This window comes from Agromyces sp. NPDC004153, assembly GCF_053603635.1.
In genome coordinates this window covers 912,580-938,035 of record NZ_JBSGFY010000002.1, presented here as the reverse complement: position 1 = coordinate 938,035, position 25,456 = coordinate 912,580, and the positions used below count along the sequence as shown (strand labels likewise).

The 25,456-nt window shown below is 72.2% G+C and carries 25 protein-coding genes; 15 read left to right on the top strand and 10 right to left on the bottom strand.

All coding sequences use genetic code 11. The annotated features are described in order from the left end of the window. Positions 1 to 21: 21 nt before the first annotated feature. Complete coding sequence (locus ACWEOH_RS18305) at positions 22 to 990, top strand: NAD-dependent epimerase/dehydratase family protein (protein WP_452033398.1); 969 nt, start codon at positions 22 to 24, stop codon at positions 988 to 990. A gap of 89 nt (positions 991 to 1,079) precedes the next feature. On the opposite strand, the gene ACWEOH_RS18300 is transcribed toward ACWEOH_RS18305, so the two are convergent. Then, complete coding sequence (locus tag ACWEOH_RS18300; protein ID WP_452033396.1) at positions 1,080 to 2,231, bottom strand: epoxide hydrolase family protein; 1,152 nt, start codon at positions 2,229 to 2,231, stop codon at positions 1,080 to 1,082. 286 nt (positions 2,232 to 2,517) lie between these two features. Next, positions 2,518 to 3,195, bottom strand: a complete 678-nt coding sequence (locus ACWEOH_RS18295; protein ID WP_452033395.1) for a helix-turn-helix domain-containing protein — start codon at positions 3,193 to 3,195, stop codon at positions 2,518 to 2,520. Positions 3,196 to 3,260: 65 nt separating this feature from the next. On the opposite strand from ACWEOH_RS18295, the gene ACWEOH_RS18290 reads away from it, so the two are divergent. After that, positions 3,261 to 4,334, top strand: a complete 1,074-nt coding sequence (locus tag ACWEOH_RS18290) for an epoxide hydrolase family protein (protein ID WP_452033394.1) — start codon at positions 3,261 to 3,263, stop codon at positions 4,332 to 4,334. Between the two features lie 64 nt (positions 4,335 to 4,398). Here the strand turns inward: ACWEOH_RS18290 and ACWEOH_RS18285 are convergent, their stop codons facing one another. Together ACWEOH_RS18285 and ACWEOH_RS18280 are read right to left on the bottom strand one after the other, a co-directional pair. After that, positions 4,399 to 5,157 (bottom strand): DedA family protein, encoded by a 759-nt coding sequence (locus ACWEOH_RS18285; RefSeq protein ID WP_452033392.1) that lies wholly within the window; start codon positions 5,155 to 5,157, stop codon positions 4,399 to 4,401. Positions 5,158 to 5,340: 183 nt separating this feature from the next. Beyond that, a complete protein-coding gene (locus ACWEOH_RS18280) occupies positions 5,341 to 5,994 on the bottom strand; it encodes a biliverdin-producing heme oxygenase (RefSeq protein WP_452033390.1) in 654 nt (217 codons plus the stop codon). A gap of 152 nt (positions 5,995 to 6,146) precedes the next feature. Between ACWEOH_RS18280 and ACWEOH_RS18275 the strand changes: the two genes are divergently transcribed. Beyond that, positions 6,147 to 7,019: an LLM class flavin-dependent oxidoreductase gene (locus ACWEOH_RS18275; RefSeq protein WP_452033388.1), complete on the top strand. Its 873-nt coding sequence runs from the start codon at positions 6,147 to 6,149 to the stop codon at positions 7,017 to 7,019. Between the two features lie 45 nt (positions 7,020 to 7,064). Here the strand turns inward: ACWEOH_RS18275 and ACWEOH_RS18270 are convergent, their stop codons facing one another. Both ACWEOH_RS18270 and ACWEOH_RS18265 read right to left on the bottom strand, forming a co-directional pair. Beyond that, the gene (locus tag ACWEOH_RS18270) at positions 7,065 to 7,784 is read right to left on the bottom strand and encodes a response regulator (protein WP_452033386.1); all 720 of its coding nucleotides are present in this window, start codon (positions 7,782 to 7,784) and stop codon (positions 7,065 to 7,067) included. After that, positions 7,777 to 9,456: a sensor histidine kinase gene (locus ACWEOH_RS18265; protein WP_452033384.1), complete on the bottom strand. Its 1,680-nt coding sequence runs from the start codon at positions 9,454 to 9,456 to the stop codon at positions 7,777 to 7,779. The genes ACWEOH_RS18270 and ACWEOH_RS18265 overlap by 8 nt, the downstream gene beginning before the upstream one ends. 226 nt (positions 9,457 to 9,682) lie before the next feature. On the opposite strand from ACWEOH_RS18265, the gene ACWEOH_RS18260 reads away from it, so the two are divergent. Then, positions 9,683 to 11,122, top strand: a complete 1,440-nt coding sequence (locus ACWEOH_RS18260) for a cation:dicarboxylate symporter family transporter (RefSeq protein WP_452033382.1) — start codon at positions 9,683 to 9,685, stop codon at positions 11,120 to 11,122. Continuing rightward, complete coding sequence (locus ACWEOH_RS18255) at positions 11,112 to 12,041, top strand: HpcH/HpaI aldolase/citrate lyase family protein (RefSeq protein ID WP_452033380.1); 930 nt, start codon at positions 11,112 to 11,114, stop codon at positions 12,039 to 12,041. Before ACWEOH_RS18260 ends, ACWEOH_RS18255 begins: the two co-directional genes overlap by 11 nt. 27 nt (positions 12,042 to 12,068) lie before the next feature. Here the strand turns inward: ACWEOH_RS18255 and ACWEOH_RS18250 are convergent, their stop codons facing one another. Continuing rightward, positions 12,069 to 12,992 (bottom strand): alpha/beta hydrolase, encoded by a 924-nt coding sequence (locus ACWEOH_RS18250; protein WP_452033378.1) that lies wholly within the window; start codon positions 12,990 to 12,992, stop codon positions 12,069 to 12,071. 30 nt (positions 12,993 to 13,022) lie between these two features. Then, complete coding sequence (locus tag ACWEOH_RS18245; RefSeq protein ID WP_452033376.1) at positions 13,023 to 14,102, bottom strand: SDR family NAD(P)-dependent oxidoreductase; 1,080 nt, start codon at positions 14,100 to 14,102, stop codon at positions 13,023 to 13,025. 73 nt (positions 14,103 to 14,175) lie between these two features. On the opposite strand from ACWEOH_RS18245, the gene ACWEOH_RS18240 reads away from it, so the two are divergent. The 3 genes from ACWEOH_RS18240 to ACWEOH_RS18230 all read left to right on the top strand — a co-directional run bounded on the left by ACWEOH_RS18240 (position 14,176) and on the right by ACWEOH_RS18230 (position 17,251). After that, the gene (locus ACWEOH_RS18240; protein ID WP_452033374.1) at positions 14,176 to 14,757 is read left to right on the top strand and encodes a TetR family transcriptional regulator; all 582 of its coding nucleotides are present in this window, start codon (positions 14,176 to 14,178) and stop codon (positions 14,755 to 14,757) included. An 83-nt stretch (positions 14,758 to 14,840) separates the two neighbouring features. Next, on the top strand, positions 14,841 to 16,724 hold the full coding sequence (locus ACWEOH_RS18235) for a glycoside hydrolase family 15 protein (RefSeq protein WP_452033373.1): 1,884 nt from the start codon (positions 14,841 to 14,843) through the stop codon (positions 16,722 to 16,724). Positions 16,725 to 16,885: 161 nt separating this feature from the next. Beyond that, complete coding sequence (locus ACWEOH_RS18230; protein ID WP_452033371.1) at positions 16,886 to 17,251, top strand: hypothetical protein; 366 nt, start codon at positions 16,886 to 16,888, stop codon at positions 17,249 to 17,251. Between the two features lie 42 nt (positions 17,252 to 17,293). Here the strand turns inward: ACWEOH_RS18230 and ACWEOH_RS18225 are convergent, their stop codons facing one another. Continuing rightward, positions 17,294 to 17,557: a hypothetical protein gene (locus tag ACWEOH_RS18225; RefSeq protein WP_452033369.1), complete on the bottom strand. Its 264-nt coding sequence runs from the start codon at positions 17,555 to 17,557 to the stop codon at positions 17,294 to 17,296. Between the two features lie 157 nt (positions 17,558 to 17,714). On the opposite strand from ACWEOH_RS18225, the gene msuE reads away from it, so the two are divergent. Continuing rightward, on the top strand, positions 17,715 to 18,314 hold the full coding sequence (msuE, locus tag ACWEOH_RS18220) for an FMN reductase (RefSeq protein ID WP_452033367.1): 600 nt from the start codon (positions 17,715 to 17,717) through the stop codon (positions 18,312 to 18,314). A gap of 101 nt (positions 18,315 to 18,415) precedes the next feature. Here the strand turns inward: msuE and ACWEOH_RS18215 are convergent, their stop codons facing one another. Beyond that, positions 18,416 to 19,438 (bottom strand): VOC family protein, encoded by a 1,023-nt coding sequence (locus tag ACWEOH_RS18215; RefSeq protein ID WP_452033365.1) that lies wholly within the window; start codon positions 19,436 to 19,438, stop codon positions 18,416 to 18,418. A gap of 164 nt (positions 19,439 to 19,602) precedes the next feature. On the opposite strand from ACWEOH_RS18215, the gene ACWEOH_RS18210 reads away from it, so the two are divergent. The 6 genes from ACWEOH_RS18210 to pcaDC all read left to right on the top strand — a co-directional run bounded on the left by ACWEOH_RS18210 (position 19,603) and on the right by pcaDC (position 25,443). Beyond that, positions 19,603 to 20,367, top strand: coding sequence for an IclR family transcriptional regulator (locus ACWEOH_RS18210; protein WP_452033364.1), 765 nt, complete (start codon positions 19,603 to 19,605; stop codon positions 20,365 to 20,367). 102 nt (positions 20,368 to 20,469) lie between these two features. Continuing rightward, positions 20,470 to 21,663 (top strand): 4-hydroxybenzoate 3-monooxygenase, encoded by a 1,194-nt coding sequence (locus tag ACWEOH_RS18205; RefSeq protein ID WP_452033362.1) that lies wholly within the window; start codon positions 20,470 to 20,472, stop codon positions 21,661 to 21,663. 2 nt (positions 21,664 to 21,665) lie between these two features. Continuing rightward, positions 21,666 to 22,463, top strand: a complete 798-nt coding sequence (gene pcaH, locus ACWEOH_RS18200) for a protocatechuate 3,4-dioxygenase subunit beta (protein ID WP_452033360.1) — start codon at positions 21,666 to 21,668, stop codon at positions 22,461 to 22,463. Next, positions 22,456 to 23,040, top strand: a complete 585-nt coding sequence (gene pcaG, locus ACWEOH_RS18195; RefSeq protein ID WP_452033358.1) for a protocatechuate 3,4-dioxygenase subunit alpha — start codon at positions 22,456 to 22,458, stop codon at positions 23,038 to 23,040. Before pcaH ends, pcaG begins: the two co-directional genes overlap by 8 nt. 13 nt (positions 23,041 to 23,053) lie before the next feature. After that, a complete protein-coding gene (locus ACWEOH_RS18190; RefSeq protein ID WP_452033356.1) occupies positions 23,054 to 24,235 on the top strand; it encodes a lyase family protein in 1,182 nt (393 codons plus the stop codon). Continuing rightward, positions 24,232 to 25,443, top strand: coding sequence for a bifunctional 3-oxoadipate enol-lactonase/4-carboxymuconolactone decarboxylase PcaDC (gene pcaDC, locus ACWEOH_RS18185; RefSeq protein ID WP_452033354.1), 1,212 nt, complete (start codon positions 24,232 to 24,234; stop codon positions 25,441 to 25,443). Before ACWEOH_RS18190 ends, pcaDC begins: the two co-directional genes overlap by 4 nt. Positions 25,444 to 25,456 lie beyond the last annotated feature (13 nt).

The following is a 25,456-nucleotide window of genomic DNA, read 5'->3' as shown; positions in this document are numbered from 1 at the left end:
GGGTGAGGAGAGGAGAACATCATGAGGATCTTCATCGCCGGCGGGACGGGCGCGGTCGGCTCCCGGCTCGTGCCCCTGTTCGTCGCGGCGGGACACGAGGTGACGGGAACGTCGCGTACCGCCGAGGGCGTTCAGCGCATCGCCGCGGCGGGCGGTCGCGGGGTGGTCATGGACGGGCGGGACGCGGCATCCGTTCGCCGTGCCGTGCTGGATGCCGAGCCCGACGTGCTCGTGCACCAGCTCACGTCGCTGTCGGGGCACTTCGACTTCAAGCGGTTCGACGAGACCTTCGCGGTCACGAACGAGCTGCGCACGCGCGGCACGGACGCGCTCCTCGCCGCCGCGAAGGAGGCCGGCACCGGCCGCATCGTCGTGCAGAGCTATACCGGCTGGACGAACGAGCACGCCGGCTCCGCCGTGAAGACCGAGGCCGACCCGATCGACCCGAACCCGGTCCCCGCGGCCGGGAACACGCTCGCGGCGATCGCGTACGCCGAGCGGGCGACCCTCGATGCCGGGGGACTGGCGCTCCGCTTCGGCAACTTCTACGGCCCCGGGCAGTCGCTCGGCGAGGGCGGCGAGATGCTGGAGTCCGTGCGCAATCGGCAGGTGCCGATCGTCGGCGGGGGTCGCGGGATCTGGTCGTTCTGCCACATCGACGATGCGGCCGCAGCGACCGTCGCCGCCACCACCCGTGGTGCTGCCGGGGTCTACAACATCGTCGACGACGAACCCGCGGCGGTCTCGGAATGGCTGCCCGAGCTCGCCAAGGTCGTCGGCGCGAAGTCGCCGATGCGCGTGCCCGCCTGGGTCGCGCGGATGGCGATCGGCGAATTCGGCGTCGCCTGGATGACGACCGGGCGCGGCTCGTCGAACGCGAAGGCGAAGGCGGAGCTCGGCTGGGCGCCGCGCTACGCGACCTGGCGCGAGGGCTTCCGCTCGGGGCTCGGTGTCCGCGCGGCTCAGACCGCGAGCAGCCTCGCGAAGTAGGTGTTGCGCGCTCAGACCGCGAGCAGCCTCGCGAAGTAGGTGTTGCGCGGCTCAGACCGCGAGCAGCCTCGCGAAGGAGGGCTGAGCGCTCAGACGGCGAGCAGCCTCGCGTAGTAGGCGCGGATGTCCCCGACGAGCTCGTCGGGCGCCTCCATGGCGGGGAAGTGGCCGCCGCGCGGGTGCTCGCGCCAGAACGCGAGGTGCCCGTCGGGGTTGAGGATGCGCTCCATGAGCGGCTCCTCGCCGAACGCGGCCATGCCCTGCGGCCGGTCGTGCTGCCGGCCCCAGGCGGCCTGCGCGTGCGCGGCCTCATAGAGCATGTTCGCCGCGCCGTCGCCGCCGCGTCCGAACCAGGTCACCGTCACGAGCGTGAGCAGCGCGTCGAGGTCGACGGCGTCCTCGGGGAGGCCGGCGCGCGGGTCGGTCCACTCCTGGAACTTCTCGACGATCCAGGTCGCCTGCGCGATCGGCGAGTCGGTGAGCCCGTAGGCGATGCTGAGCGGTCGCGTCGTCTGCAGCGCCAGGTAGCCGAAGTCCTCGGTGCGCGCGTCCTTGAGGCGATCGTGGCGCTCGCGCTCGTCGTCGGTGAGGTGGTCGGTGGGCGGCGTGTACGCCGTCGCGATCGCGCCGGGGTCGGTCGCCGCGATCGAGCCCAGCACGCGGTCTCCGGCGTCGAGGCAGAGCTGCTCGCTGACGCCGGCGCCGACGTCCTCGCCGAACACGGCGTAGCGGTCGTAGCCGAGCGCCTGCATGAGTTCGTCGAACGCGTGCGCGGTGCGGGCGATGTCCCAGCCGTGGCTCGTGAGCGGGGTCGAGAACCCGAACCCCGGCATCGACGGGGCGACGACGTGGAACGCCGGCGTCGCGGCATCCGCTGCACCGCCCTGCCCCGGTTCGGCGAGCAGCGGCGCGATGCCCGCGAACTCGACGAAGCACGACGGGTAGCCGTGCAGGAGCAGGAGCGGCACGGCGCCGTCGTCGGCCGAGCGCACGTGCAGCCCGTGGATGGGCTGGCCGTCGACCTCGGCGAGGAACTGGGGGAGTCGGTTGAGCTTCTCCTCCTCGGCCCGCCAGTCGTAGTCGTCGAGCCAGTACCGGGCGAGGCGCTGCGCGTACGGCACGGGCGTGCCGCGCGCCCAGTCCTCGGTGAGCGCGGCAGGCCAGCGCGTGCGCGCGAGCCGGTCCCGCAGGTCGGCGAGCTCCTCGTCGGGGATCGCGATCGTGTACGGCCGGATGTCCATGTCATGGGTCCTCTCGATGGCGTCGACGCCGTCGAGTGAAGCGGATGCCGCGTGCGCTGTCTTGAACCGGAACGACACGTGCCTCGCTCGACGTGCGCCGAGCGGATGCCGCGTGCGCTGTCTTGAACCGGAACGACACGTGCCTCGCTCAACGTGCGCCGAGCGGATGCCGCGTGCGCTGTCTTGAACCGGAACGACACGTGCCTCGCTCGACGTGCGCCGAGCGGATGCCGCGTGCGCTGTCGTGAACCGGAACGACACGTCTCCTGCGTGCGCCCGCGCCCCGCTACACCGGCTCGTCGCGTCGCTGCGACTCCGCGGGCGTGTAGCCGGTGAGTCGCTTCACGTCGCGCGTGAGGTGGGACTGGTCGGCGTAGCCGAGTGCGTACGCGACGTCCGCGATCGTCTCGCCGGTGCGCAGGCGGGCGGCGGCCTCCCTGGCGCGCGCGATCTGGCGCACCTGGCGCAGGCTCCTTCCCGTGATGCGCGTGAAGTGGCGCTCGACCGTGCGCGGCGAGACCGGCGGCTCCTCTCCGAGGAGGGCCGCCTCGATGACTTCGTCGTGCGCCAGCAGGCCGGCGTCGTCGAACGCCGCGAGCAGGTCGTCGACGTCGTCGTAGCCGGGCATCGTCCACGTGCGGCCCGCGAGCTCGAAATGGTCGTCGTCGGGCATCGGCAGCGGCACGGTGCGGTCGCACATCGAGTGCGGATCGACGTGCGTGAAGTACGTGCCCTGCGTGAACCGGACGCCGACGTTGCGGTTGCCGGCGCGGTAGGGCACGACCGTCGGTCGTGACGACGGGCCGCTGAGCAGCACGCGTGCCCCGACCGGCATGCGCGTGAAGATCAGGTCCCAGCAGGCGTCGGCCGCCGCGAGGTAGGTGCCGTCGGTCGTGTCGACCGTGTGCCAGACCACGTCGACGAACCGAGACGATGAGGCTTGCTCCTCGTAGAGGAAGCTCATGCGGCCGAGTGTAGTCCCGCCCTCCGACGGCCTGCACGGATCATGCGTGCCGCTAGCGTCGAGGGATGGAATCCTTCACGATCGCCGTCCCCTCCGAGGTGCTCGACGACCTGCGGTCACGCCTCACGCGTACGCGGTACACCACGCCGAGCGCGCGGGGGTGGGAGGCCGGCACGGACCCGGCCTACCTCCGCTCGCTCGTCGAGTACTGGGCGGGCGACTTCGACTGGCGCGCCGCCGAGGCTCGGCTCAACGCGTATCCGCAGTTCCTCGATCGAGGACAGCACTTCGTGCACCTGCGCCGGGACGCGAGCCGGCCGCCGGTGCTGCTCGCACACGGGTGGCCGAGCAGCTTCCTCGAGATGCTGCCGCTCGCCGACCTGCTCGACGTCGACGTCGTGATCCCGTCGCTGCCGGGATTCCTATTCTCCGAGCTCGTCGACGGCCCGATCACCCGCGCGGCCATCGCCGAGGCGTTCCACACGCTCATGACCGAGACGCTCGGCTACGAGCGGTACTTCCTCTTCGGCGGTGACATCGGCGGCGCGGCATCCGGGTGGCTTGCGACGATGCACCCCGAGGAGGTCGCCGGCCTGCACGTGATCCACGGGCCGTTCCCGGCGAACTTCGACGCGAGCCCCATCACCGCGGAGGAGCAGGCGTTCCTCGATGGCGAGGAGGCGCGCGACGAGGTGGACGCGGGCTACAGCTGGATCATGGGGACGCGCCCCGACACCATCGCGGCCGCCCTCGCCGACTCGCCGGCCGGCCTCGCGGCGTGGATCATCGACAAGCTCGACGCGTGGATCGATCCGGCCGGCGATCTCGAGAGCCGCTTCGACAAGGACACCCTGTGCACCGTGCTCACCCTGTACTGGGTGACCGAGTCGATCGGGACGTCGTTCCGCCAGTACCTCGACTGGCCGAAGAACGGACCACGACCGGCGATCACCGTGCCCGTTGCCGTCACGCGGAGCCACGAAGCCGGCATGGAGCTCTTCCCGCGCTCGATCGCCGAGCGCGCGGCGACGGACATCCGCCAGTACTCGACGCCCGATCGCGGTGGTCATTTCCTCGCATTCGAGGAGCCGCGGCTGATTGCCGACGAGCTCGGCGCCTTCATGCGCTCAGTCGGCTAGCGGGACCCGCCGGACGCGGCGTCGTCCCGCCGGCAGGGGACGATCCGCGTAGCAGGGAACGCGCTCAGCGCTCTTCGGGGCCGCGCTCGAAGACCTCGGGGTCGAGCACGAGGTGCTCCGCCTCCTCGTGGTCGGTCACGACGTCCTCACCGGCGGCGGCGGCCTTCTTGGCCTTGCGACGCTCGCTGAAGTAGTGCCAGGCGGTGATGAGCGCGGTGCCGCCGACCGCGATGAGCAGGATGATGTCGATGTAGTCGCGCACCAGGGTCGCGACCGGCGGGATGAAGCTCACGAGGTAGCCGAACATCGTGAGGCCGAAGCCCCAGAGCACGGCGCCGATGAAGTTGTAGAGCGTGTAGCGGCCGCGGTTCATGTGGCCGACGCCCGCGGCGACCGGGGCGAACGTGCGCACGATCGGCACGAACCGGGCGAGGATGATCGTGAGGCCGCCGAACCGCTCGAAGAACGCGTTCGTGCGCTCGACGTTCTTGACGCTGAAGAGGCCGCTCTCCTTGCGCTCGAACACCCTCGGACCGCCACGATGGCCGATCTCGTAGCCGACTTCGCCGCCGACGAACGCGGACACGGCGATGAGCAGTGCCACGATCCAGACCGACACCCCGAAGACGCCGTTCGGCGGCACGAGCTCGGGGTTCGACAGCAGGCCCGAGATGACGAGCAGCGTGTCGCCCGGCAGGAGGAAGCCGACGAGCAGGCCCGTCTCCGCGAAGACGATGAAGCACACCACCAGCAGCGCCCAGGGCCCGGCCGCGGCGATGATCGACTCGGGGTCGAGCCAGGGGATGAGGGCGGTGTGGATCATGAGCTGGGCTCCAGTCGTCGGACACGGCGGATCGCCGAGTCAACAGGCGGCGTGGTGTCGTTGCAGTCTACCCAGCCGATGCCGCGTCGGACTGGGATCCGGCCGGGAAATCATCCGAGCGGATGACGGGAGGGCGCGGCATCCGCTGCCGCCCCGAGCTGCGACCGCGAACGATGACCGTGCTCAGGCGTCGAGCGCCTCGAAGATGGCACTGTTCATGCGGAAGGACGTACGCACCTCGGCGACGAGCACGTCGACCTCCTCCGGCCGGAGCGCGAGCGCGTTCATCGCCTCGCGGTAGCCGCGTTTGTAGCGCACCACGCCGCCGTCGGCGACGTCGAACCGGTAGAAGCCGAGCTGCTCGGGCGTCGCGCCGTAGTGGCGGGCGACGAGCGACGCGATCGCCTGTCCGCCCGACAGGTCGCCGAGGTACCGCGTGTAGTGGTGCGCGAGGTAGCGCACGTCGTCGTCGGCGACGGCGCGCAGGTGGGCCGCGTACTCGGCCGTCTCGGGCAGCGGCGTGTGCGCCTCGCGCCAGTCGGATGCCCCGAGCGCGGCCAGGTCGGCGTCGATGGCCGCCATGCGTGCGAGCTCGGGGTCGAACACGGCGGGATCGCCCGGGCGGGCGCCGCGCTCCTCGAGGGCCTCGTACACCCACGCGAGCTGGGCGAGGTAGCGCGTGTAGTCGGCCAGCGAGAGCTCGCCGCCCATGAGGGCGGTGATGAAGCCGCGTGTCTCGGCGGCGCGGTGGTCGTCGGCGGAGGCCGCGCGCACGAGGGCGGCGACGTCGAGCGGCTCGGTGGAGGTGGTCACGGCGGGCGGTGGAGCGATCGTCATGTCGAGCCTTCGTTCTGGACCGCCGCGAGCGGAGGTTAGGTAAGCATTACCTCACTCAGCGTAGGGCTCGGGCCCGCCGGACGGAAGGACCCCGATCGGGGCGGTGCAGACCCGCGCCGCGTGTGTCGGGGGTCGCGGGTATCGTCGCGCGCATGCGGCACGGCTTCATCTTCACCGGAACCGATCCCGAGCTCGCGGTCGAGCTCGCCCCGCTCGCCGAGGCGTCCGGGTGGGACGCGTTCTTCGTGTGGGAGGGCATCTGGGCGACCGACCCCTGGGCGGTGCTCGCGGCCTGCGCGATGGAGACCGAGCGCATCCGGCTCGGCACCATGCTCACGCCCGTGCCGCGCCGGAGGCCGTGGGAGCTCGCCGGCCAGACGATGACGGTCGACCGGCTCTCCAAGGGGCGGGTCATCCTCTCGGCCGGGCTCGGCGTGGCCGAGGAGGTCGAGGACCGGTTCTGGATCTTCGAGGACGACCCCGGCCGCCGCGAGCGGGCCGAGCTGCTCGACGAGGGCCTCGAGCTCATGGAGCAGCTCTGGCAGGGCGAGCCGTTCACGTACGAGGGCGAGCACTTCCACGCGAAGCGCGCCGAGACGATGCTGCCGCCGAAGATCGTGCAGCAGCCGCGCATCCCCACCTGGGTGGTCGGGGTGTGGCCGCGCATGAAGTCGATGCGGCGCGTGGCGCACTACGACGGGTGGATCCCGAACTACGCGCCCCCCGGCGCCGACGGCGTCGATCCCGACGAGCAGCAGCGCACCTACACGCCCGAGATCGCCGCCGAGGCGATCGCGTGGATCCGCGCCGAGCGCGAGCGCCTCGGCCTCAGCGATCGGCCCTTCGACGTCGTGCAGGAGGGCACGACGGACGGCGTCGACCCCGAGGCGGATGCCGCGCGCGTGCGCCCGTGGGCCGAGGCCGGCGCCACGTGGTGGCTCGAGTCCGACTGGCAGGTGCCCGCCGAACGCGTCGCCGAGTACGCCCGCGACCGCCTGCGCGCGGGTCCGGCGCGGGTGGAGTAGCGCGGTCGCTGCGGCTCCTCGTCCGCGCACTGTCATGGTCGAGTCTCAGCGCAGGCGGTACTCCACCTCCGGCCGGCCCGGCGCCCCGTAGCGGCTCGCCCGCTCGACGACGCCCGTTTCGGCGAGGTGCTCGAGGTACCGTCGCGCGGTGACCCGGGACAGGTCGAGCGTGCTTGCGAGTTCCGTCGCCGAGACCGCACCCGACGGCGCGGCGCGCACCGCCGCGCGCACGCGGTCGAGCGTCTCGCGCGTGAGCCCCTTGGGCAGGTCGCCGCCCGAGCTCGTGCGCAGCGCCGCGAACGACGCATCGACCTCCTGCTGGTCGGTGACGACGGCCGTGCCGACGCGGGCGTGGAAGTCGCGGTAGGCGGTGAGCTTCTCCGCGAACGCCCCGAAGCCGAACGGCTTGATGAGGTACTGCACGATGCCCAGCGACACCGCCGACCGCACGACGGCGGCGTCGCGCACGGCGGTCACCGCGATGACGTCGGTCTCGATGCCCGCGGCCCGCAGCGACCGGCACAGCTCGATCCCGGTCGTGTCGGGAAGGTTCACGTCGAGCAGGATGAGGTCGAACGGCGCGCTGCGGCCCTCGCGGGCATCGCGCAGCATCCGGATCGCCTCGTGGCCCGTGTGCGCGACGCCCGCGGTGCGGAATCCGTCGACGCGCTCGACGTAGGCCGCATGCGCCTCGGCGGTGATGGGGTCGTCCTCCACCACGAGCACGCGCAGCGGCGGGCCGATGGGGCCGGTCGGGTCAGCCATCGGTCGACGCCTCCGCGCCGGCGGGCGGGGGCACGGGTGCGGTGACCCGAGCGGGCGCGGCCGCGATCGGCAGGCTCACCGCGAAACGCGAGCCCGTCACGTGGATGCGGCCGCCGAGGCGCGTGACCGCCTGCCGGACGAGTGCCAGCCCGATGCCGTGGCCGGCCGCGCGCTTGGTGGTGACGCCGAGGTCGAACACGTGGTCGCCGTCGCGCGGCCCGGGTCCGCTGTCGGCGACCGCGATGCGCAGCTCGTCTCCTGCCGTGTGCACCGAGACCTCGACGCGGGGCGACGGGGTGGCGGATGCCGCGTCGAGCGCGTTGTCGATGAGGTTGCCGACGATCGCGATGAGGTCGCGCGCGGGCACGGAGGTCGCCTCGAGCCGATCGGGGAGGTCGAGCTCGAACGCGATCCCGCGCTCCGACGCCTGCGCCGCCTTGCCGAGCAGCAGGGCGAGCAGCACGGGCTCCTCGACGGCCGAGAGCAGCCGGTCGGCGAGGGCCTGGCTGAGGGCGAGCTCCGAGGTCGCCAGCTCCGCGGCGTCCTGCGCCCGGTCGAGCTCGATGAGCGCGATGATCGTGTGCAGCCGGTTCGCGAACTCGTGGGCCTGCGAGCGCAGCGCGTCGGAGAGGGTCGTCATGGTGGCGAGCTCCCCGGTGAGCTCCTGCAGCTCGGTGTGGTCGCGGATCGTCGTCACCGAGCCGATGCGCCCGGCGCCGGCGCGGTCGCGACCCCGGTCGCGGGTGCGGTCGCGTCCGCGCTCGCGGGAGACGATGACGTCGCGGTCGATCACGAGCACGTGCGTCGGCGTGATGGCGATCTCGTCGACGACGGCGTCGGTGCGGCCGAGCACCTCCGCGACCGCCGGCGACAGGTCGAACCGGTCGAGCGGGATCGCGTCGTCGCGCCCGCGCTCCCGGCGGGGCAGGCCGAGCAGCTCGGCGGCGCGGTCGTTGTAGAGCACGACGGCGCCCGAGCGGTCCTGCAGCAGGAGGCCCTCGCCGATGGAGTGCAGCACGCCCTCGTAGTACGCGAACATGCGGCTCATCTCCTCGGCGCCGCGGCCCCAGGTGACCCGCCGGAGGTAGCGGCTGAGGAGCCAGGCGCCGACGGCGCCGATCGCGATCATGGCGAGGGCGGCGAGGACGACGGTGGCGATGCGCCCGCCGAGCGCGACCTGGGTGTTCGACACCGTGACACCGGCGGCGACGAGGGCGATCACCTCGCCGGCGTCGTCCTCGATCGGCACGACCGCGCGCACCGACGGACCGAGCGTCCCCGTGTACGTCTCGGTGAACGCATCGCCCGCGAGGGCACGGTCGATGTTGCCGAGGAACTGCTGCCCGATCTGGGCGGGATCGCGGTGCGTGAATCGGGTGCGGTCGGGCGCCATGATCGTCACGAAGTCGACCCCGGCCTCGGTCATGACGTCCTCGGCGTAGGGCTGCAGCCGCGCCGACGGGTCGCCGGTGCCGAGCGCGGTGTGCACGAACGGGTCGGAGGCGAGCGTCTCGGCGACCGCCATGCTCTTCGCGGCCGCGTCGCGCTCCACGTCGGCGCGCGCGTCGGCCCAGATCCAGAGGACGGCGATCGTCGCCAGCGCCACGATCATGACGAGCTGCAGGACGAAGAGCTTCGTGGCGATGCTCCAGCCCCGGATCCATCGCGCCATCGTGTCACCTCGCTCCATCGCTGCACCTCAGCCTAGGCAGCCATGCGAGCGCGCGGTGCGAACACTATGAACACAACGCGAGCGCGCGATGCCACATCAACCCAGCGCGAGCGTGCGGTGCGAACACTATGAACACAACGCGAGCGCGCGGCATCCGTCGTCGCATCCTTGCCCGATACCGACCTCATCGTCGACCGGCGATGACCGATACGAAGGGCAGACGGCAATGGCGCTCCAGTCTCGTACCCCGGGCACGAAGTCCCGGCGCAGGATCGATTCCTCGCACTACCTCTACATCGCGGTGATCGGCGCGGTGCTCGCGGGCATCACGGTCGGCCTCGCCGCACCCGAGTTCGCGGTGGGCCTGAAGCCCATCGGCGACGCGTTCGTGCTGCTCATCAAGATGATGATCGCCCCGATCATCTTCTGCACGATCGTGCTCGGCGTCGGCTCGATCGCGAAGGCGGCCACCGTCGGCAAGGTCGGCGGCCTGGCGCTGCTCTACTTCATCGTCATGTCGACGTTCGCACTCGGCATCGGCCTCGTGGTGGGCAACCTCATCCACCCGGGTGAGGGGCTCAACATCGCGGGCGCCTCCTACGACGCCGGCACGACCGAGGCGAAGACGACGCAGGAGTTCGTGCTCGGCATCATCCCGACCTCGCTGCTCTCGTCGCTCGTCGACGGCAACATCCTGCAGGTCCTCTTCGTGGCGCTGCTCGTGGGCTTCGCGCTGCAGAAGATGGGCCCGAAGGGCACGCCGATCCTCGGCGCGATCCGCCAGATCCAGGGGCTCGTGTTCCGCATCCTCGCGATGATCATGTGGGTCGCGCCCATCGGCGCGTTCGGCGCGATCGCCGCGGTGGTCGGCGCGACGGGCGTCGGCGCCATCTTCGCGCTCGGCACGCTCATGATCGCGTTCTACATCACGTGCATCCTCTTCATCGTGGTCGTGCTCGGGTCGCTGCTCTGGGCGGTCACCCGGGTCAGCATCTTCAAGGTCATGAAGTACCTCGGCCGCGAGTACCTGCTCATCGTCTCGACGTCGTCGAGCGAGGTCGTGCTGCCCCGCCTCATCGCGAAGATGGAGCACGCGGGCGTCTCGAAGCCGGTCGCGGGCATCACGATCCCGACGGGCTACTCGTTCAACCTCGACGGCACCGCGATCTACCTGACGATGGCGTCGCTGTTCATCGCGAGCGCCATGGGCACGCCGCTCTCGCTCGGCGAGCAGGTCGGGCTGCTGCTGTTCATGATGGTCGCCTCGAAGGGCGCCGCCGGCGTCACCGGCGCGGGCCTGGCGACCCTCGCGGGCGGCCTGCAGGCGCACCGTCCCGACCTCGTCGACGGCGTGGGCGTCATCGTCGGCATCGACCGGTTCATGTCGGAGGCGCGTGCGCTGACGAACTTCACGGGCAACGCGGTCGCGACCCTGCTCGTCGGCACCTGGACGAAGGAGCTCGACCGCGACCAGCTGCGCCACGTGCTCGCGGGCGACCGTCCGTTCGACGAGGCGACCATGAGCGTCGACGACCACCTGTCACCCGACGAGCAGGCGGAGGTCGCGCGCGAGACGGGTCACGAGGAGCGCCCGTCGACGGCCGCGATCGCCGCGATCGTCGGCGACCTCGACGAGGAGAAGGCCGGGCAGGGCCGTGGGCGCTGAGTCGACGACGACGTCGGCGACGACGACGTCGGCCGTGACCGTCACGGCCTCGGACGTCGAGGCGGGCACCGCATCCGCGGTGCCCGCCGGGCTCGCCCGCTCGTGGCTGCTGGTGCCGGGCTCGGCGCCCGATCTCGAGGGCCGCGTCGCGGCATCCGTCGCCGACGTCGTGGTGGTCGACCTCGAGGACGGCGTCGCGCCCGACGACAAGGGCCGAGCCCGTCGCGCGCTCGCCGCGGCTGCCGACGCGGGCCTGCGGCCGTGGGTGCGAATCGGCGACGCGGCCTCCGACGAGTGGCGCGCCGACGTCGCCCTGCTGCACGGGCGCGACCTGATCGCGGGCGTCGTGCTCGCGAAGGTCGAGGCGCGCGACCATGTGCGGCGAACGGTCGACGCCCTCGACGGCGAGCTGCCGATCGTCGCGCTCCTCGAGAGCGCACGCGGCGTCGAGTCCGCGCTCGAGCTCGCGGAGGCGCCGGGCGTCGTGCGGCTCGCGTTCGGCAGCGGCGACTTCCGGCGCGACACCGGCGCGGCCGACGATCCGCTCGCGCTGCTCTACGCGCGCTCGCGGCTCGTGTCGGCGAGCCGGGCGGCGGGCCTGCCGGGCCCCGTCGACGGGCCCACGGTGCCGCGCGACGCGGACCTGCTCGCCACGGCGTCGCGGCACGCGGCATCCCTCGGCATGACCGGCCGGCTCTGCCTGCGCGAGGAGCAGGTCGCGGCCGTCAACGACGCGCTGAGCCCGACCGGCGAGGAGCTCGCCTGGGCGGGCGAGGTGCTCGACACGCTCGAACGCTGCGGCATTCGCGACGGCAGCGACCTGCCGCGCATCGCCCGGGCGCGGGCGATCCGCGACGCCGCGTGCGCGTTCGGCATCGAGGCGGATGCCGCACCGCCCGCGTCGGACTACGCCGACTGAGCGGTGCGGCGCGACCGCGTCGTGCGATCAGCCCAGGAGGTACCCCCGCAGCGCCTTCGCCTGCATGCGCCAGAACTCGCGCGAGACGCCCGCCCGGCGGAGGATCGCGTCGAACCCGTGGAACGCGCCGTCGATGACGACGAGCTCGCACGGCACGCCCGCCTCGGCAAGGCGCGCGGCGTACCGGACGTCCTCGTCGTGGAAGAGGTCGTTGGACCCGACGCCGATCCACGCGGGCGGCAGGCCCGAGAGGTCGTCCCGCCGCGCCGGAGCGGCGTACGGCGAGATGTCGGCGGCCCCCGGCTCGCCGCCCAGGTAGGCGGTCCACGCGAAGCGGTTGCTCTTCGGCGTCCAGCCGCGCAGCCCCGGCACCACGTGGTCGTCGCGCGCCACCGTGCGATCGTCGAGCATCGGGTAGACGAGCAGCTGGAACGCGGGCCGCACCTCGCCGCGGTCGTGCGCGAGCAGGGCGAGCGCCGCGGCGAGGCCGCCGCCCGCGGATGCCCCACCGATCGCGATCCGCGCGGGGTCGACGCCGAGGGCCTCCGCATCACGTGCGATCGCGCGCAGGGCCGCATACGCGTCCTCGAGCCCGGCCGGTGACGGATGCTCCGGGGCGAGCCGGTACCGCACCGCGAACACCGGGATCCCGAGCTCCCGGGCGAAGCCGATGCTCGACTCCTCGTCCTGTTCGGGCGTGCCGAGGAGGAAGCCGCCGCCATGGATCCAGAGCAGGGCCGGCGTCGTCGCGGAGCGCCCGACGGGGTCGTAGCGCCGGATGCGCACGGCGGGAGCACCGGGGGACCCGGGGACGGTGAGCTCGTCGATCCGGACATCGGCGGGAGCCGGCGGCACCCGCGGCGTCTGCCGCATGAGCGGCAGCAGCCGGGGCGTCACCGAGAGCTTCGGGATGAAGCGCGCGACCGCGAGGTCGCGATGGAACGTCGTCACGGGCTGGACGCCGTCGTCGCGCGGGCCGGCCTACGCCGCCGACCAGCCGCCGTCGGACGCGAGCACGACGCCGTTCACGTTCACGCCGTCGTCGGAGAGCAGGAACGTGATGGATGCCGCGAGCGCCTCGGCCTCGGCCGCGTCGGGCAGGATCGCCATCGCCTGGCGGACCCGCTGGGCACCGAGGGGCGACGCGAACGACGCCTCGATGTTCGTGATGGTCGGGCCGGGGGCCACGGCGTTCACGCGCAGCCCGCTCGGGCCGTACATGAAGGCGGTCGACTTCGTGAGGCCGACCACAGCGTGCTTCGAAGCCGTGTAGGCCACGCCCGCCGCCGAGCCGCGCAGCGCCGCCTCGGACGCGGTGTTCACGATCGAGCCGGCGCCGTGCGCGAGCATCGTCGGCACGACGGCCCGCATGAGCTTCATGGTGCCGTCGACGTTCACGCGCATGACGCGCTGCCACACGGCGTCGGTGAGCTCGCCGATCGGCGTCATGTCGTCCATGATCCCGGCGATGTTGGCGAGGCCGTCGATGCGCTCGCCTGCGGCGCTGACGATCTCGGCGACCTTCGCGTCGTCGGTGATGTCGGCGACGAGCGTCACGACGTCGGCGCCGGGGTGGTCCCCGGCGAACTCGTCGAGGCGCTCCTGCGACACGTCGACGGCCACGACGCGGCCGCCCTCGCGGGCGATGCGCGACGCGGTGGCGCGGCCGATGCCCGAACCCGCGCCCGTGACGATGACAGTCTTGCCCGCGAAGCGGCCCTGGTCGAGGCGCTCGATCCACTCGGGTCGCTCGACCGGCGTGCCCGCGGCATCCGCCACCGCCTCATCGGAGGCGTCATCGGCCTCGACCGCGGCGGCAGGCGCGCCCACGGGCACGTCGCCGGCGGCTGCCCGCGCCACGAGATCGTCGACCATCTGCTGGCTGAACTGCCCCTTGCTGAGCTTGACCAGGCGCTTCAGCGCGAGGCGGTACACGGGACGCAGCACGCTCGGGTCCTGGCCGGCCTGCGCGAGCATGTCGCGGATGATGGGGCCGCCGACCGGGTGCTCGAGCCAGGTCTTGATGGAGTCGTCGCCGGTGAGGGGCTTGGGGGTGCTCATGGGGGGTGCTTCCTTCTCTTCGGGCTCGTCCGGAACCTACCGGACATCCTTGTCCGGTAGTAACGTAACACCCGTGCCTGAGCGTGGGAAGGGAATCCGAGCGGAGCGCAAGCCCAATCGCGGGCCGAGCGCCGGACCTGCCAATCGGCGCGCCCTCATCGCGGCCGCACGCGAGGTGTTCGCGAGCGAGGGACTGCAGGCGCCCTTCAGCGCCGTCGCGAAGAAGGCGGGGGTCGGCCAGGGCAGCCTCTACCGGCACTTCCCCGACCGGCTCTCGCTCGCGGTCGCCGTGTTCGACGAGAACCTCGACGAGCTCGCGGTCGCGGTGGAGCCCGACGACGCCACGCTCGACGACCTGCTCGACGCGATCATCGGCCAGGTCGTGGTCTCGACCGCGTTCATCGACCTCATCTGGCACAACCGCCACGACGAACGCGTCGCGCACCTGAGCGACAAGCTGGCGGGCATCGTCGAGCGCGTGCTCGCCCGAGAACAGGCTGCCGGCCGCCTCGGCGCGCACGTCGAGACGGCCGACGTGCTGCTCGCGATCACCATGCTCGCCGACGTGATCTCGCGGGCGGATGCCGCGGAGCGCCCCGCCGTCGCGCGGCGGGCGTGGTCGCTCATGCACCATGCGTTCCTGCCGCGGGATTGACTCGCCCGCCTGACACCCGAACGCGGCCCTGAGCCCGTCGCGGCCGCCATGAGAACATGGCGCTGGGGAATGGGGGCTGGCGCATGGCCGACACGTATCCGAACATCGCCGACCACGGGCTGATCGGCGACCTGCAGACGGCCGCGCTCGTGGACTCGAACGGCACCATCGACTGGTTCTGCTGCCCGCGGTTCGACTCGCCGAGCGTGTTCGCGTCGCTGCTCGACGCCGAGCGCGGGGGCTACTGCAGCGTGCGCCCCGCGACCGACGACTACGTCTCGCGCCAGCTCTACCTCCCGAACACGGCGATCCTCGTGACACGGTTCATGACCGAGCAGGGCGTCGGCGAGCTCATCGACTTCATGCCCGTGGCAGAGGGGCCCGCGACCGACCGGCACCGGCTCGTGCGGATGCTGCGCGTGGTGCGCGGGACACTGGACTTCGTCGCCGAGGTGCAGCCCCGGTTCGACTACGGTCGGCAGGCGCACGACTTCTCGGCCGTCGAGGGTGAGGGCGTCGTCTTCCGGTCGCCCGACCAGGCGCTGACGCTGCACCGCGTGGGCGATTTCGTGATGCACGGCGGTCAGCGTGCCGGGCGGGGGGAGATCGCCGGCCAGGGCGTGCGCATCACGGGCTCGCTCAACGCTGGCGAGATGACGGGCGTGATGCTCGAGTCCGGCGGCGTGCCGCCGAAGCGCATCACGCACGACGAGCTGTTCGACATGTTCCTCGAGACCCGGCGCTACTGGCGCGAGTGGAACGAGCGCTCCACCTACCGCGGGCGCTGGCGCGAGATGGTCGCCCGCTCGGCCATGACCCTGAAGCTCATGACGTACGCGCCGACGGGGGCGCTCGTCGCCGCGCCGACGGCGGGACTGCCCGAGCAGGTCGGCGGCGAGCGCAACTGGGACTACCGCTACACGTGGATCCGCGACGCCTCGTTCTCGGTGTACGCCTTGCTCGGCCTCGGCTACACCGAGGAGGCCGAGCAGTTCGTGGAGTGGCTCATGCAGCGCGTGCACGAGAGCGTCGGCGACACGTCGGGGCCGCTCAAGATCATGTACCGCGTCGACGGCTCGTCGGACCTCGTGGAGGAGTCGCTCGACCACTTCTCGGGTTACCGCGGGTCGGCGCCCGTGCGCATCGGCAACGGCGCCGCCGACCAGCTGCAGCTCGACATCTACGGCGAGGCGATGGACTCGATCCACCTCGCCGACACCCACGGCCTGCAGCTGCCGCACGTCGGCTGGACGCAGCTCAGCCGGCTGCTCGACTGGGTCTGCGACCACTGGGACACCGCCGAGGAGGGGATCTGGGAGACCCGCGGCGGGCCGAAGAAGTTCACGTACGGGCGGTTCATGTGCTGGGTCGCGCTCGACCGCGGCATCCGGCTCGCGCAGTCGCGGGGTCGGCCGGCGCCCATCCTGCGATGGCGCGAGCAGCGCGACGCCATCTACGAGTGGGTCATGGCGAAGGGCTGGGACGACGAGCGCAGGGCCTTCGTGCAGTACGAGGGCACCGAGGTGCTCGACGCGTCGCTGCTCGTGATGCCGCTCATGGGCTTCATCGCGCCGCGCGACCCGATGTGGCTCTCGACGCTCGAGGCGATGGACGATGAGCTCGTCTCCGACAGCCTCGTCTACCGCTACAACCCGAGCGCATCGCCCGACGGGCTGCGCGGGTCGGAGGGCACCTTCACGCTGTGCTCGTTCTGGTACGTCGATGCGCTCGCGCGATCGGGGTTCCTCGACGAGGCGCAGCTCGTGTTCGAGAAGATGCTCACCTACGCGAACCATCTCGGCCTCTACGCCGAGGAGATCGGGCTCACGGGCGAACAGCTCGGCAACTTCCCGCAGGCGTTCAGCCACCTCTCGCTCATCAATGCCGCGGTGAACCTCGACTACCAGCTCGACCACGGGTCGGGCTTCGTCGACCCGGTGCTGAGCAAGGGCCGACGAGTGATCTGACGGATGCCGCGGCATCCGTGGCACGTCCTGGCGACGTTCTTCGCGCCGGCCCGCTGACGCGGCGGCACCGGTGACACGCCGTCGCGGCGTTGCTCATCGGACGCGAGGCATCCTCGCAGTACGTTGAGCCCACGCACCTCACTGTGAGCAAAGGAGCCATCGTGGCAGGTCCTCGTCCTGGGGGAGTCACCCTCGTCGCCGTTCTCGCCTGGATCTCTGGAGCCCTCCAGATCCTCACCGGCATCCTCATCCTGTTCGGCGCCCAAGGCGGTGGAGCGGGTGTCGCGTGGGCGAACATCATCGTCGGCGCCATCATCATCATCGTCAGCCTCGGCCTCTTCCGGGGCAACAACGCGGCGAGGATCATCGTCGCGATCGTCTTCGCGCTCAACCTGGGCACGGCGATCCTGACGATGTTCACGCACCCCGCGCTGCTCTGGTCGTCGCTCATCGGCGGCGCGCTGGCCCTCATCGGCCTGCTGCTGCTGTTCTCGGCGCGGGCGAACGAGTTCTTCCGCACCGCCTGACATCGGTGTTCCGACCGGCGCTCGAGCGCGCGTCCTGCCTGATCAGGACGCGCGCTCGGCGCGTTGGGTCACACGTCGCCGCACGATCGCCTCGGGCGCCGAGGTGAACCGGCCCTGGCGGCCGTCGCCGGCGACGTAGTGCACGCGGATGCCACGGCCGAGCCGGGCGAGCTTGGTGACCTCGTACTCGGAACCCGCGGCGTTGACGAGCGTGTCGCCCACGACGAGCTGACGGGTCTGCGCCAGCTCGGTGGGCGCCGACTCGGTGCGCATGGGGTCGGTGCGCATGGGGTCGATCGTGGTCATGCTGAGATGATCTCAGCAACCACCGACATCGCACCGGGTCGTGTGCTCGGCGCCGTTCATGGCGTCGCGTTGCGCCGTCTTACCCCGGGCGTCGCCCGCTGACGCTCTGCGACGAGCCCGGGTCCGTACCGGTCGAGAGCGGGCGTACGGTCGGCCCATGACTGGCGTGGTTTCGATCGTCGCGGTGTCGGGCAGCCTGCACGCACCCTCCAAGACCACCGTGCTCGCGACCGAGCTCCTCGCGTCGTTCACGACGGCCGTCGAGCGGGTTGTGCCGAGCAGCGTGGCCGTCGAGCCGCACCTCATCGAGCTCGGTGGGATCGGGCGCGACTTCGCCGGCGCGCTGCGGCGCGACGAGCTGAGCCCCGCCGCCGAGGAGGCGCTGCGACGCATCGAGTCGGCCACGCTGCTCATCGTCGCGAGCCCCGTGTACCGCGCGAGCTTCACCGGGCTGTTCAAGCACGTGTTCGACTTCGTCGGCCAGTACTCGCTCATCGACAAGCCCGTGCTGCTGGCAGCCACGGGCGGCAGCGACCGGCACGCGCTCATCATCGAGCACCAGTTCCGCCCGCTCTTCTCGTTCTTCCAGGCGCTCACGCTGCCGATCGGCGTCTACGCGAGCGACGCGGACTTCGTCGACTACCGCATCGAGTCGGATGCCCTGCGCGAGCGCATCGCGCAGGCGGTGACCCGCGGCCTGCCGGTGGTGCGCGGCACGCTGCCCGAGGCGGTGTCGGAGTACGTCTCCGCCTGGTGAGCGCGCGCCCGCGGCATCCGTCACCCGCTGGGACGCGAACGGCGGCCCCGGCCGATCATGGGTATCGGGCCGGGGCCGCCGTCGTGCCGGCTGTCTGCGAATCAGCCTTGGCCGTGCTTGCCGTAGGGGTTGAGCAGCGCCTCCTCGGTGCCGGGGACGATGCCCTCCTCCGTGGCGGTCGGGTGGCCCTCGTCGGGCGGGAACGACTCGGTCATCGACATCGGCATGGCGCCGTTGCGGTAGAGGTTGTTCGAGCCCGTCGACGGCTTCCAGGTGTTGGCGTCCCAGTCGGGCACGTAGTTGCGGTACCCGCCGGTGTTGACCTCGATGCGCAGGCCGCTCGGGTCGCGGAAGTACAGGAACGACTGCTCGCCGATGCCGTGGATCGACGGGCCGTACTCGATGTGCACGCCGTTCTCCATGAGCACGTCGGCCGCGATGAGGAGCTCCTCGCGCGTGTCGACCCAGAACGCGTAGTGGTTGATGCGGCCGGGGCGCGACGAGCTGTCGAGCACGACGCCGAGGTCGTGCGACTTCTCGTTGGTCGTGATGACCGCGAACACCGTGACGGGCGCCTCGTCGAGCTCCGTGTAGGCCATGATGCGGAAGCCGAGCACGTCGTGGTGCCACTTCGCGAAGGCCTTCACGTCGGATGCCGCGATGGTGACGTGGTCGAGGAAGCGTGGGGCGCCCGCGACGCTGGACCGCTTCTCGGGGCGGTCGGGGAAGACCGAGGCGTGCTCGTCCTCGGCGTGATACTGCTCGACGTCCCACGCGAGGCGGATGGTGTGGCCCCACGGGCCGGTGAAGACGTAGGAGCGGCCGCGACCGGGGCCGGAGTCCGACCACTCGCCCGTGACTCCCGCCTCCTCGACGCGACGCGCCGCCTCCTCGAGGGCCTCGGGGCTCGTCGTGCGCCAGCCGATCTCCACGAGGGCCGGCTCGGGCCCCTCCGAGATGACGACGCTGTGGTGGGTGTAGTCGCCCCACGAGCGCAGGTAGACCTTGCCGCCGTCGCGGCCGACCTCGCGCAGGCCGAGGCGCTCCTCGTAGAACGCGACCGACGCCTCGACGTCGGGTGCCGCGATCTCGACGTGCGAGAGATGTGACAGGAGGGTGATCATCGTCGATCCTTCTTCGTTCCGGGTGGCGGCGCCGAGCCGCAGGATGGTGCGTGCCGCTTCGGCACTGCATCCACTCTCGGCGAGGAGGGCGCATCAGGGAAGCTGAATCTGATGATGCCTCGGATCGATCAGTCTGATACACACCCGAGGCATACGATGTGCGCATGGCCGGTGGAGGCAGCGACGGCCGCTCCGTCGCCGAGAAGCTCTTCGCGATCGCCGACGCGTTCCAGGGCCGTGAGGACCTCTCGCTCAGTGAGATCGCCGCCCGCGCGAACCTCCCGCTGTCGACCGCCCACCGGCTCGTCGCCGAGTGGGCGGAGTGGGGCGGGCTCGTGCGCGGCGACGACAGCCGCTACCGCATCGGCATGCGCGTCTGGCGGCTCGGCGTGCGGCAGCCCACGGCGATGCGGCTCCGGCGCATCGCCATGCCGTACCTCGAGGACCTGCTCGAGGCGACGACCGAGCACGTGCACCTCGCGGTCCGAGACGGCCTCGGGGCGATCTACCTCGAGCGGCTGTCGGGGCCCGATGCGGTCTCCGTCATCTCGGACGTCGGCTCGCGCCTGCCGCTGCACGCGACGGGCGTGGGACTCGTGCTCCTCGCGCACGCGCCGACGGAGGTCTTCGACGAGGTGCTCGCGTCGGAGCCGCGCAAGTACCTGCCGAACACGCTCACCGAGGAGCGCGAGCTGCGCCGGCGCCTCGCCGAGATCCGCTCGTTCGGCATCTCCACCTCGGTCGAGGAGCTGACGCGCGGCGCGTTCTCGGTCGCGGCGCCCGTGCGCGACGCCACGGGCGAGGTCGTCGCGGCGGTGTCCGTCATCGCCCACGTCGAGCGCGTGGGGGAGCCGCAGTTCGCGCTGGGCGTCCGGATGGCCGCACGCGGGATCTCGTCGGCGCTGGGCTATCGGACCCCCGGCGAGTAGGGTCTCGCCACTTCTTCCACTGAGCGGAAGTGCGGTTCCGGATGCCGCGGCACCGCGGCATCCTCGTCACGTCCTTCCCGACGACGTGAGAGGCGTACCCACGTGCGACAGTCCACCTCCGTGGCCATCATCGGCGCCGGCCCTGCCGGGCTGATGCTCGGCCACCTCCTGGCGCAGGCCGACGTGCCGTTCGTCATCCTCGAGGCCCAGACCAGGGAGCACGTGCTCGGCCGCATCCGCGCCGGCGTGCTCGAGCAGGGCTCGGTCGACCTGCTCGCCGAGCACGGCCTCGACGCCGACCTGCGCGAGCGCGGCCTCACCCACCACGGCATCTACCTGCAGTACGAGGGCCAGCGACACCACGTCGACTTCGTCGACCTCGTGGGCCGCACGGTCACGGTCTACGGCCAGCAGGCGCTCGTGAAGCACCTGCTCGCCGAGCACGAGCGCATCGGCTCGCAGGTCGTGTTCGAGGCGCAGGACGTCGAGCCGGTCGGGGTCACGGGCTCGCGTCCCACCGTCATCTACACGAAGGACGGCGTCACCGAAGAGCTCGAGTGCGACTTCGTGGTGGGGGCCGACGGCTACCACGGCGTGTGCCGTCGCAGCATCCCCGACGGCGGCATCGAGGTCTTCGAGCGCGCGTATCCGTTCGGCTGGCTCGGGATCCTCGCCGACGTGCCGCCCTCGACCGACGACCTCATCTACGCGCTGCACCGCGACGGCTTCGGCATGCACTCGATGCGCTCGCTCGAGGTCTCGCGCCTGTACGTGCAGGTCGCACCCGACGAGTCGATCGACGACTGGAGCGATGCCCGCATCTGGGACGCGCTGCAGACGCGCCTCGGCGTCGACGGCTGGGAGCTGCGCGAAGGCCCCATCACCGAGAAGTCCATCACGCCGATGCGCAGCTTCGTCGTATCCACGATGCAGCACGGCCGCATGTTCCTCGCGGGCGATGCGGGGCACATCGTGCCGCCGACGGGCGCGAAGGGCCTGAACTCGGCGATCGCCGACGTCGCGCTGCTCGCCCGCGGCATCCTCGAGCACCGCGCCGGCGACGACACCGGCCTCGCGCGCTACAGCGACCGCGCGCTCGCCCGGCAGTGGAAGGTGCAGCACTTCTCGCAGTGGATGACCGAGATGCTGCACGTGCACCACGAGGTCCCGGATGCCTCGGCGCGCGCGTTCCGCTACCGCAGCCAGGTCGGCCAGCTCGAGTACGTCACCGGCTCGCATGCCGCCCTCCAGAGCCTCGCCGAGCAGTACGCCGGCCTTCCCTTCACCACGGAGTGACCATGCAACGACCCGCACCCCAGCCCGAGCTGACGCAGGCGACGATCAGCGACGAGATCGCCGACCGGCACGGCCGCGAGCGCGAGGCCGCGGCATCCGCCGGCGCACCGCTCGCCGCGCACCCGCGCCGCGACTTCGCGCCGTACCGGTCGACGCTGCTGCGGCATCCGACGCATGAGCTCGTGCGCGCCGACCCCGAGGAGATCGAGCTCGTCTCACCCGCGTTCGGGCACACCGACGTGTCGCCCGAGGAGGCCGACCTCACGATCCAGCACGTCGGCGAGCCGCTCGGCGAGCGCATCGTCATCACGGGGCGCGTGCTCGACGGCGACGGCCGGCCCGTGCGCAACCAGCTCGTCGAGATCTGGCAGGCGAACGCGTCCGGGCGCTACGTGCACAAGCGCGACCAGCATCCGGCGCCGCTCGACCCGAACTTCACGGGCGTCGGACGCCTCATCACGGGCGATGACGGCTCGTACCGGCTCACGACGATCAAGCCGGGCGCGTATCCGTGGAAGAACCACCGGAACGCCTGGCGGCCCGCGCACATCCACTTCTCGTTCTTCGGCACGGCGTTCACGCAGCGCCTCGTGACGCAGCTGTACTTCCCGGGCGACCCGCTCTTCGCGCTCGACCCGATCTACCAGTCGATCGTCGACCCGGCGGCGCGCGAGCGCCTCGTCGCGAGGTACGACCACGACGTGTCGGAGCCCGAGTGGGCGCTCGGCTACCGGTGGGACGTGGTGCTCACCGGCCCGAAGTCGACGTGGATGGAACCGGAGGACGCGGACCATGCCTGAGGAATCGCTGTCCCAGCACGCTCCCGGCCTGACCCCGTCGCAGACCGTCGGCCCGTTCTTCGGCTACGCGCTGCCGTACCCGGGCGGGCCCGACGTGCGGGCGCCGTGGCAGCCCGACGCGATCCGGGTGCACGGCACCGTGCTCGACGGCGCGGGCGATCCGATCCCCGACGCGATCGTCGAGATCTGGGGCGCGGATGCCGCGGGCCGGCCGTCGACCGAACGCGGCTCGTTCGCGCGCGACCAGCACGGCTTCAGCGGCTACGGCCGCGCCGCCGTCGACCGCGACGGCCACTACTCGTTCACGACCCTGAAGCCGGGCGCCGCCCGCGAGGGATCGGCGCCGTACCTGGTCGTGGCGCTCTTCGCCCGCGGCGTGCTGCACCACCTCTTCACGCGCGCGTACTTCGACGACGAACCCGAGGCGAACGCCGCGGACCCGCTGCTGTCGCGGGTCGACGCCGACCGCCGCGACACGCTCGTCGCCCGCTCCGACGCGCCCCGCTCCTACCGGTTCGATATCCGCCTGCAGGGCGACGGCGAGACCGTGTTCCTCGACTACGGCACCGAGGTGTGACGAGGATGAGGGCATGACCGACTGGGGACTCATCGATCCGGGTGGCGCCGACGCGACCGGCACCGACGACGACGCCGTGCTCGCGGCGCTCGTCGAGGTCGAGCGTGCGCTGCTGCGGACGTGGGGGAGCGTGCTCGACGAGTTCCTCGACGAGCAGGCCGACGCGCTCGATGCCGACGCCCTCGACCGGGACGCGCTGCGTGCCGGCGTCGCCCGCGACGGCGTGCCCGTCGTCGCCCTCGTGCCCGCGCTGCGGGCGCAGCTCGAAGCGTCGGGTCTCGCCGCCGACCGGCTGCACCTCGGCGCGACGAGCCAGGACGTCGTGGACACGGCGCTCATGCTGGTGGCCCGCGATGCACTGGCCGAGACGCGGCGATTCCTCGTCGAGACGGGGCGTCGGCTCGCCGAGCGGGCGGAAGTCGCCCGGCGCAGCCCGCGCATCGCCCGCTCCCTCGCCCGCCACGCCGAGGCGTCGACCCTCGGTGTCCTCGCCGCGAGGTGGCTCGACGGCGTGACCTCGGCCGTCGCCGCGATCGACGCCGTGGCGTTCCCGGTGCAGTTCGGCGGTGCGGTGGGCACCGGTACGGCAGCGGATGCCGCGGCCGGGCGTCCGGGCGCCGCCGACGAGGTCCGCGCCGAGCTCGCCGCGCGGCTCGGGCTCGCAGACCCCGGCAGGTCGTGGCACGCGGAGCGCACGCCAGTGCTCGCCGCGGCATCCGCGGCCGCCAACGTCGTCGCCGCGCTCGGGCGCATCGCGGGCGACGCGACGTTCCTCTCGCGGGAGGAGGTCGGCGAGGTGCTCCTCGCGGACGCGGGCGGCTCGTCGGCGATGCCGCACAAGCGCAATCCCGTCGATGCGGTGGCGATCACGGCCGCGGCCGTCGAGGCGCCGGGGCTGCTTTCCGTGATCGCGCACGCGGCGGTCGCGGGCGACGAGCGGCCCGCCGGTCGCTGGCACGCCGAGTGGTCGGCGTTCCGGAGGCTCGTGCGGCTCGCGCGGTCGTCGTCCGCGTCCGCGTTCCGCCTCGTGGCGGGCCTCGAGTTCGACGCCGACCGTGCCGCAGCCGTGCTCGCGGCGTCGGGACCGGCCGGCGAGCGTCCCGACCGCGACGTGGTCGCCGCGGCATCCGATCGCATCGTCGACCGCGCCGTCGCCCGCTTCACCCGCCTCGCCGACCAGGAGGCCCGCGCATGACCGTCCCTCGGCTCCTCGGCTCGTTCGCCCCGGGCACCGAACCCGACGCGGCCAATCCGCTGCTCGTGCTGCTGCCGTCGCTCGGTACCGCGACGACGCTGTGGGACGGCGTCGTCGCCGCCCTGCGCGCCGACCCCCGCACGGCGGGGCTGCGCATCCTGCGCATCGACCTGCCGGGGCACGGCGCGAGCCCGGCCGTGCCCGGTCCCGTCAGCATCCCGGAACTCGCCGAGGCCGTGCTCGCGGTCGTCGACGAGGCCGGCGGGGGCGGGTTCCACGTCGCGGGCGTCTCGCTCGGCGGCGCGATCGCGCTCGAGCTCGCGGTCGCGCACCCCGAGCGCGTGCAGAGCCTCGTGATGAGCTGCAGCGGCGCGCGCATCGGCACGGCCGAGGGCTGGGCCGACCGCGCGGCGCAGGTGCGGGCGAGCGGCACCGCGTCGCTCGTGACCGCGAGCGCCGGACGGTGGTTCGCGCCCGGCTTCCTCGATCGCGACGCGGGCGGGCCCGGCGCGCGCACGCTCACCGCGCTCGTCGACGTGGACGACGCCTCGTACGCGTGCTGCGCCGAGGCGCTCGCCGACTTCGATCGCACTCCCGACCTCGCGGCGCTCGCCGTGCCGACGCTCGCGATCAGCGGCGAGCACGACGCGGTCACCACGCCGGCGTCGATGCAGGACCTCGCCGACGACATCCCCGGCGCGCGGCACATCGCGCTCGACGGCGCGTCGCACCTCGCCGTGCTCGAGGAGCCCGCGACCGTGGCCGAGCTCGTCGCGGAGCACGTCGGTGCCGCCGAGCGAGCGGCTGCGGCATCCGTCGTGCACGACCACGGCATGACCGTGCGCCGCGCGGTGCTCGGCGACGCGCACGTCGACCGCGCGATCGCCGGCACGACGCCCGAGACGGCGGCGTTCCAGGACTTCGTCACCCGCACGGCGTGGGGAGACATCTGGGACCGGCCCGGCCTGACGCGTCGCGAGCGATCGATCGCGACGCTCGCGAGCCTCACGACCGGCGGCCACGAGGACGAGATCGCGATGCACGTGCGCGCAGCGCTGCGCAACGGGCTCACGCGCGACGAGATCGCCGAGGTGCTGCTGCACACCGCGCTCTACGCGGGCCTGCCCGCATCGAACAGCGCGCTCGCCATCATGCGCGAGGTGTTCGCCGAGCAGGATGCCGCGGCGTCGCCGGACACGAACGACTGACCGCCTGACTTCC